This window comes from Treponema sp. R6D11, assembly GCF_054786075.1.
Map to the genome: position 1 here is coordinate 1 of NZ_BDHD01000542.1, position 812 is coordinate 812.

General features: G+C 43.2%; 2 protein-coding genes. Both read left to right on the top strand.

What is annotated here, in order from left to right; all coding sequences use genetic code 11:
* Positions 1 to 209 precede the first annotated feature (209 nt).
* Positions 210 to 512, top strand: coding sequence for a BrnT family toxin (locus tag ACYVTD_RS14560; RefSeq protein ID WP_461248437.1), 303 nt, complete (start codon positions 210 to 212; stop codon positions 510 to 512).
* On the top strand, positions 475 to 711 hold the full coding sequence (locus ACYVTD_RS14565) for a hypothetical protein (RefSeq protein ID WP_461248438.1): 237 nt from the start codon (positions 475 to 477) through the stop codon (positions 709 to 711). The genes ACYVTD_RS14560 and ACYVTD_RS14565 overlap by 38 nt, the downstream gene beginning before the upstream one ends.
* The last annotated feature ends 101 nt before the right edge of the window (positions 712 to 812 follow it).

Sequence of the window (812 nt, forward strand, 5' to 3'; positions counted from 1 at the left end):
AGCGTAACCGACACCAGTTTTGCCTAGTGTACCCTAACCGCCGACCACCGCTATATATGGGGTAGGTCGGCTTTTTTTTTTAAAACAAAAATTCTTTTCGCTAAAGTCATGCAAAAACGCATATCCGCACATATATATAGGTATGAAAATACTTTTTGGGGAAGGTTTAAAAAGAGTTTTTCACATTTACTTTAAGGCGGTTATGTATTATGATGGTATTTGAGTGGGATTCTGAAAAAGAACGAGAAAATTTTGAAACACATGGTGTCCATTTTGAAACGGCTGAACAGGTCTTTTTTGACCCTTTCCGCATGGAACGCCATGATGATGATTCAAGCGAGGAAGAAGAACGATGGCAAACAATGGGCTTTTTCAATGAAGTATTGTTTGTGGTCTATACAGAGCGAGGAGATGTTATCCGAATAATATCGGCTAGGGTGGCAGAACCTTTTGAAAGGAGGATATATCATGGCGATGGTGAAGCATACGGCTGGCAAAGAGTTAACACCTGAAAAACAAGCGGCTATGAAAGCGGAAGTAGAGGCGGCGGCTCGCCGTCCCTATGTATATGACCCTGATTCGCCTTTGCTTACAGAAAAACAACTTTCCGAATTCCACCCGGTAAACTTTAATAGTATGGAAGAACGAGCGCAAGCCATGCAGAATCAAGAAACTGTTGTCCACGCAGACGTATCCGCTCCCGCAATTTGACATTTTCCCTACATTTTTGTATACGCACTGGTAACAGAGGTAACGCAGCGTAACCGACACCAGTTTTGCCTAGTGTACCCTAACCGCCGACCACCGCTATA

Coding starts and splice junctions, on each gene's coding strand:
- ACYVTD_RS14560 (WP_461248437.1), top strand. CDS start 210: ATGATGGTATTTGAGTGGGATTCTGAAAAAGAACGAGAAAATTTTGAA.
- ACYVTD_RS14565 (WP_461248438.1), top strand. CDS start 475: ATGGTGAAGCATACGGCTGGCAAAGAGTTAACACCTGAAAAACAAGCG.